General features: G+C 58.6%; 6 protein-coding genes and 1 pseudogene. 4 read left to right on the top strand and 3 right to left on the bottom strand.

Translation table 11 applies throughout. The features are described 5' to 3' along the window. The 3 genes and pseudogenes from SAHL_RS17165 to SAHL_RS17175 form a co-directional block, all read right to left on the bottom strand. The coding region (locus tag SAHL_RS17165) for an IS3 family transposase (protein WP_148045604.1) at nt 1-298 on the bottom strand (298 nt) is incomplete at its 3' end. Further along, complete coding sequence (locus SAHL_RS18555) at nt 295-579, bottom strand: transposase (protein WP_123592641.1); 285 nt, start codon at nt 577-579, stop codon at nt 295-297. The genes SAHL_RS18555 and SAHL_RS17165, both read right to left, overlap by 4 nt. An 85-nt stretch (nt 580-664) precedes the next feature. Beyond that, a pseudogene (locus SAHL_RS17175) lies at nt 665-1,516 on the bottom strand (LysR family transcriptional regulator); the annotation flags it as partial. Nucleotides 1,517-1,612: 96 nt separating this feature from the next. On the opposite strand from SAHL_RS17175, the gene SAHL_RS17180 reads away from it, so the two are divergent. The 4 genes from SAHL_RS17180 (at nt 1,613) to SAHL_RS17195 (ending at nt 6,166) form a co-directional block, all read left to right on the top strand. Next, nucleotides 1,613-2,791, top strand: a complete 1,179-nt coding sequence (locus tag SAHL_RS17180; RefSeq protein WP_123592645.1) for a muconate cycloisomerase family protein — start codon at nt 1,613-1,615, stop codon at nt 2,789-2,791. Then, nucleotides 2,781-3,071 (top strand): muconolactone Delta-isomerase, encoded by a 291-nt coding sequence (gene catC, locus SAHL_RS17185; protein WP_123592642.1) that lies wholly within the window; start codon nt 2,781-2,783, stop codon nt 3,069-3,071. The genes SAHL_RS17180 and catC overlap by 11 nt, the downstream gene beginning before the upstream one ends. 26 nt (nt 3,072-3,097) lie before the next feature. Beyond that, complete coding sequence (gene catA, locus SAHL_RS17190) at nt 3,098-4,042, top strand: catechol 1,2-dioxygenase (protein WP_123592643.1); 945 nt, start codon at nt 3,098-3,100, stop codon at nt 4,040-4,042. A gap of 243 nt (nt 4,043-4,285) precedes the next feature. Beyond that, a complete protein-coding gene (locus SAHL_RS17195) occupies nt 4,286-6,166 on the top strand; it encodes an FAD-dependent monooxygenase (protein ID WP_123592644.1) in 1,881 nt (626 codons plus the stop codon). The last annotated feature ends 82 nt before the right edge of the window (nt 6,167-6,248 follow it).

Genomic DNA, 6,248 nt, shown 5'->3' on the forward strand with positions numbered 1-6,248 from the left:
GCCGCCGTTGCGGGATGCCTTGCAGACCGTGAGTGGCCATTAACCGCGCGACGCGATTGCGACTCACGGGCTGACCTTCGAACTGCAGCGTCTCGGTAATCCGTGGAGCGCCAAAAACGCCGTCGCTGTCGGCGTGCAGCGTACGAATCCTCTCGGCCAGCCGCGTATTGGCCTGCGACCGAGCGCTGGGCGACCGGTTCGCCCAGGCGTAAAAGCCACTGGTCGAAACCTTCAGGCAGCGGCACATGAGCTGGACCGGATACTCCGAGCGACAACGTTGGATCGTCGCGTACCTCACGACGATTCCTTGGCGAAGTACGTTGCCGCGTCGCGTAAAAAATCACGCTCCTTCTTCACCTGTGCCAGCTCGCGCTTCAGACGGGCCAGCTCCTGGTCACGTGGCGTGCCGCTGCCCTGAAATGCCGGCTTCGACGAGCCCTGGGCCTCGCGACACCAGCGGTTGAGCATCGTCGGGCTGAGCCCAAGGTCGTGCGCGACCGCGCGCGCACTGCTTGGTGACGATCGCACGAGTTCGACGGCTTCCGCCTTGAATTCGGCGCTGTACGTCTTGCGTGGCATAACACTCCTTTTGCCGGCCCATAATGAGCCTTCCTTGAAGTGTCCGCATTAACGGGTGAGAACCCTTAACCAGCTCATGAAGAATAGAGAGGAGTTCGGCCAATGTGGCCGATGTAGGCTCGCGACGCATGCTTGCTAACACCGGCGAGGTTATATCTCGTTCGCCGAGCGCACAGAAAGCAACGCCTTCGCGTCCCATGCGCTGCACACGTTCTGGAACCAACGTAAACCCCATGCCCGACGCGACCAAGCCAATTGCGGTCTGCAGACCATTGGCTTGCTGGGCGACCTTGACCTGAATGTTTCGCGATCGAAACTGTTCTAGCACGATATCCGCGTAGCTTGGTCGCGGCTTCTCGGGATAAACGATTAACGGCTCGACTGCGAGTGCCGCTAGCGTAGGTCTGCTACCGACTAAATGATGCTCAGTCGGTAATACCGCGATCAATGGCTCTTCAAACATCACCTCTTGGTGGACCTCGGGATCGTCGATAACCAAGCGTCCGAAACCGATGTCAATTCGGTTCGTCTTCAAAGCATATATCTGATCGACTGTCATCAGTTCGGTGAGCGTCAGGCTTATGTCGTGGCGAGCACGCAGACGTTGGATCAGAGTAGGGAGCTCCTCGTACAAAAACGACGGGACAAAGCCGATCCTCAACGCATTATCGCTTGCTTTGGCTAACGCCCGAGTCCCAGCGATCGCGGCCTCCACTTGCTCGAGGATAGTGTTCGTATGCTTTACAAAGTATTTTCCCGCCTCGGTAAGCGTCAGGCCGTGACTAGTCCGGTCGAACAGCGGCGTGCCAAGTTCCGTTTCCAATTGTCTTATCTGGCGACTCAAAGGGGGTTGCGCCATATAGAGTTTTTCCGAAGCGCGCGTGATATTTAGCTCGCGCGCCACGGTCTGAAAATAACGAAGGTGGCGTAATTCCATACTACCCTGAAGGTATGGCAGACCATCGAGATGGTATTGGCTTTACGTTGCGTCGGCAATGCAAGCTTCCAGCAAGCAAACCAATACCTACGCCACATGACCGTACTAATCGACGCTATCGAGCCATTTATTGTCGACTTGCCGACGATTCGGCCACATCGTCTGTCGATGACGACGATGGCCTACCAGACCATGGTCATTGTGCGCGTGCGGTGCAGCGACGGCCTTGAAGGGATCGGCGAAGCGACCACTATCGGGGGGCTGAGCTACGGAGCGGAAAGTCCGGAAGCGATCCATTCAGCTATCGAGAACTATCTCGCCCCGCTGCTAGTCGGCCAACCGGCAGACAATCCCAACCGGTTGCGTAGCCGTATGCAGCGCTACGTGCGCGCCAACAGCTTCGCTAAATCAGCCCTGGAAACTGCCCTGCTGGATGCGCAGGGGCAGCGTCTTGGAGTGCCTGTTTCGTCGCTACTTGGCGGGGCTCAAAATGAGCGTTTGGCCGTATTGTGGACCCTTGCCAGTGGTAATGCGGTTACTGATATCGCTGAGGCCGAGCGCCTGTTGGCCGACGATCGCCACCGCCAGTTCAAGCTCAAGATTGGAGGGCGGGAGGTTCGTGACGATGTCGAGCATGTCATCTCCATCCAACAGGGATTACCCGATGGCGTGAGTCTGCGGGTGGACGTCAACCAAGCTTGGAGCGAGAGTCAAGCCAAGCCTGCCATCGCCGTTCTGCAAAACGCCGGCATCGATTTGATCGAACAGCCGACGCCGGGGCGCCAGATGCATGCGCTGACGCGCTTATCCCAGCGGTTCGAGATTGCCCTGATGGCAGACGAAGCGGTAGCCGATACGTTCGACGGCATGCGGCTTTGGCGGAGCGGGTTCAGCGGTGCGATCGCACTCAAAATCGCGAAGGCTGGTGGCCCTATCGGAGCCCTGGAGCTCGCCCATGCCGTAGAGGCTGTGGGACTCGATCTTTACGGCGGCACGATGCTCGAAGGCACTATCGGCACGGCCGCAGCGGTGCACGCGTGGTCGACACTGCGTGAATGCCGGTGGGGCACCGAAATGTTTGGCCCGCTGCTGCTAACGGAAGACATTGTTACAGAGTCGCTGCACTACTGTGCGGGCGGTGTGACCGTGCCCGACGCACCCGGGCTCGGTGTAAGCATAGACGAGGACAAGCTCGATTATTTCCGGCGTGACGGCGGGCCGCGCCGTACGACGTCGATTGGTTCCGAACTCAAAGGACGACGCCATGCTGTTTAAAGTTGACATGACGGTAAAGCTCCCGGCAGACATGCCGGCGAAGGACGCAGAAGAGATTAAAGCGCGAGAGAAAGCCTACTCGCAGCGGCTTCAAAGCGAAGGCATCTGGCGCCATCTCTGGCGGGTAGCCGGAACTTATTCCAACGTCAGCATCTTCGATGTGACCGATGCCGCGCATCTGCACGAACTGATTAGCGCGCTGCCGCTGTTCCCCTATATGGCTATCCAGGTGACCGCACTCTGCCGTCACCCCTCGTCCATCCGCGAGGACGACAGCTAACGAAAACACCCCACCGGGAGGAGATCATGAAACACAAATCCGTACACATTGCCGAGAACCCCGAAGTCCGCGACTTCGCGCGTGAGATCAGCGGCCTCGACAGCGAGGCAGGCGACACGCGGGTCAAGCAGATCATGCATCGCCTGATCACCGATATATTCCGATTGATAGACGATCTCGACGTGCGCCCCGAAGAATTCTGGAGCGCCGTGAGCTACCTAAACGAGCTCGGCGGTGAAAAAGAGGCTGGGCTGCTAGCCGCAGGGCTGGGTCTGGAGCATTACATCGATATGCGCCTGGACGCCGAGGATGCCCAGGCCGCGCTGCAGGGCGGCACGCCGCGCACCATCGAAGGCCCACTCTATATCCCCGGCGCGCCCAAGGCCGAAGGCTTCACGCGCATGGACGACGGCACGGACGACGGCGAAGTCATGTGGCTGCACGGTCAGGTGCGCGACGCCGACAGCGGCGAACTGATCCCCGGTGCCGTGGTCGACGTCTGGCATGCCGACACGCAGGGAAACTATTCGTTCTTCGACGCTTCGCAGTCCGAATACAACCTGCGCCGGCGCATCGTCACCGACGGCGATGGACGGTATCGCGCGCGCAGCATCGTGCCGTCAGGCTATGGCTGCCCGCCCGAGGGCGCGACCCAGCGCCTGCTGGACCAGCTCGGTCGGCACGGCCATCGCCCGGCCCATATCCATTTTTTTGTCTCCGCTGACGGTCGTCAGCATCTGACGACCCAGATCAACCTCGCAGACGATGCGTATCTGCACGACGATTTCGCCTACGCCACCCGCGACGAGTTGATCGCCGAGGTCGTGCGCCACGACGACGCCGACCGCGCCGAAGCGCTGGGTATTCCCACGCCGTTTGCCGAGATCGAATTCAACTTCGAGCTCAAATCGACAGCCGATGAACACCGCCAGCAGCCGATCAAACGTCCGCACGCAATGGAAGCTATATAACTCGGCACATTAGCGCCGGCCAGAGAGTGTCGGCCCGTTCAGACGGGGCCGCCTCCTCGTCCGATAGGCGCGCTGAGCCAAGCATTCCCTACGATCAGTTGGTATCCGCGCACGCGCGGGTCGCCGTCCATTCGAAGTGAATGCGCTGGCTCGATGAGTTCGGAAAACGCAGCCCGCTCAGGCTGGGATTCCGTGGAAGACCTTATAAAAGGTCATATAAATGAAATAAGGAGGAGAATACCTATGAAATTTCACGTTTCAGGATATCAGACCGGAGACCCTCTGACCATGCCCGCTCAAGGGGTTGGGCTCAATCGCTCTGCGGATTTACCAGAGACCATGGACGTTCTCATCGTGGGTTGCGGGCCTGCCGGATCCATTGCGGCAGCGCAGCTCTCGCAGTTTCCCGAGGTCAATACGCGCATGATCGAGCAGCGCGGTCATCGTCTGGAATTGGCAAATGCCGATGGCGTTCATTCCCGGACTATGGAAACATTTCAAGCATTCGGTTTCGCACACGAGATTTACGCCGAAGCGCAGACCATTACCGACATGGCTTTTTGGAAGCCACATCCCGACAACCCGCAGCATGTCGCTCGGGACAGCAGCGTTCGCGAACTTCCACAGAAGTTCAGTGAATGGCCCATGATGCTCATAACCCAAGTGCGCATCATTGATCATTTCAACCGTTTCATGAAAAACGCGCCTACCCGGATGGAGCCGGACTACGGGTACGAGTTCGTCGACTTCGAGGCTTCGGAAGAGGGTGGGGACGACTATCCGATCACGGTCATTTTGCGTCGCTCCGCAGGCGCCAGGAAAGGTGAGGAGTTTCGGATTCGAACCAAGTATCTGATCGGCGCGGACGGCGCACGCAGCAATGTCCGCAAGTCCTTGGGGTTCAGGCTTCGTGGTGACCAGGCTAACCAGGCCTGGGGTGTTATGGACGTTCTCGCCGACACCGACTTCCCTGATGTGCGCAAGAAGAGCACTATCAAAGCCCACAACGGCCGATCGATTCTACTCATCCCACGTGAAGGCGGGTTTCTGGTCCGCCTTTATGTGAATCTTGGAGAAGTACCAGAAGGCAGCGGTGGTGCCGTCCGGCAGACCCCGGTAGAGGATGTGATCGAACAGGCTCAGCAGATCATGCATCCATACAAGCTCGATGTTAAGAATGTCGTGTGGCATTCCATTTACGAGGTGAGCCACCGCATCACTGACGACTTCGACGACCAGCGCTCCAATAAGACTCACGATCACGAACCGCGCGTTTTCATTACGGGCGACGCTTGCCATACACACTCGGCGCAAGCGGGCCAGGGGATGAACGTTTCGATGCAGGATGGTTTCAATCTTGCCTGGAAACTGGGCCATGTGGTCTCCGGCAACAGCCCAAGACAACTACTGCGCACCTATGCCGAAGAACGTAGGGACATCGCGCGCCGGCTTATCGAGTTCGACAAACAATGGTCTTCACTCATGGCGCAGTCGAGCGACCGAGTTCAGAGCCCGCAGGAAATGGAGAAGTTCTATACGCAAACTGCGGAGTTCAACGCGGGATACCTCACAGAGTATGAGGAATCCATGATCACCGCGGCCAACGGTCGCCAAGAGCTCGCAAAGGGATACCCGCTGGGACGGCGGTTCAAATCAGCACAGGTGGGTCGGGTGTGTGACCTGCTGCCGCTACACATCGGGCACGAGCATACGGCGGATGGTCGGTGGCGTATCTATGTGTTCGCCGACTCGGCGGCTCCCGGTGAGTCTAGGTCACTGAAGGACTGGGCGAACTGGGCCGAGGAGGCTTTGTCTCCCGAATTATTCGACACGAAATTGATTCATCAGCAAGCCCATACCGACTTCGACATGTCACAAGTGCCGGGCGTATTCAAACCCAAGACTGGCCGCTTCCGCCTGACCGATATGGAGAATGCTTTCGGCACACTCGAGGATCACGACATCTTCGATGAACGCTCGATCGACCGCGAGGGGGCCGTGGTCGCCGTACGTCCGGATCAGTACGTCGCCGGGGTCTTTGCGCTGGATGACACACGTGAACTAGAGTCCTTCCTCAGCGGTGTCTTCCCGCAGGTCGGTGTCAGCGTAAGGGCCGCTTCTTGATTTTGAAGTAATAACGCAAGCTCTCGTGGCGGTCAGAGCCGGTAAGGCTCTGGCCGCCACTACCTTTTTACGGGCCTTGCAA

This window comes from Salinisphaera orenii subsp. halophila YIM 95161 (assembly GCF_003732545.1).
GTDB classification, from domain to species: domain Bacteria; phylum Pseudomonadota; class Gammaproteobacteria; order Nevskiales; family Salinisphaeraceae; genus Salinisphaera; species Salinisphaera orenii_A.

Bases quoted from the DNA above. Each gene is read 5' to 3' on its own strand.
- SAHL_RS18555 (WP_123592641.1), bottom strand. From the start codon at position 579: ATGCCACGCAAGACGTACAGCGCCGAATTCAAGGCGGAAGCCGTCGAA.
- SAHL_RS17180 (WP_123592645.1), top strand. From the start codon at position 1,613: ATGACCGTACTAATCGACGCTATCGAGCCATTTATTGTCGACTTGCCG.
- catC (WP_123592642.1), top strand. From the start codon at position 2,781: ATGCTGTTTAAAGTTGACATGACGGTAAAGCTCCCGGCAGACATGCCG.
- catA (WP_123592643.1), top strand. From the start codon at position 3,098: ATGAAACACAAATCCGTACACATTGCCGAGAACCCCGAAGTCCGCGAC.
- SAHL_RS17195 (WP_123592644.1), top strand. From the start codon at position 4,286: ATGAAATTTCACGTTTCAGGATATCAGACCGGAGACCCTCTGACCATG.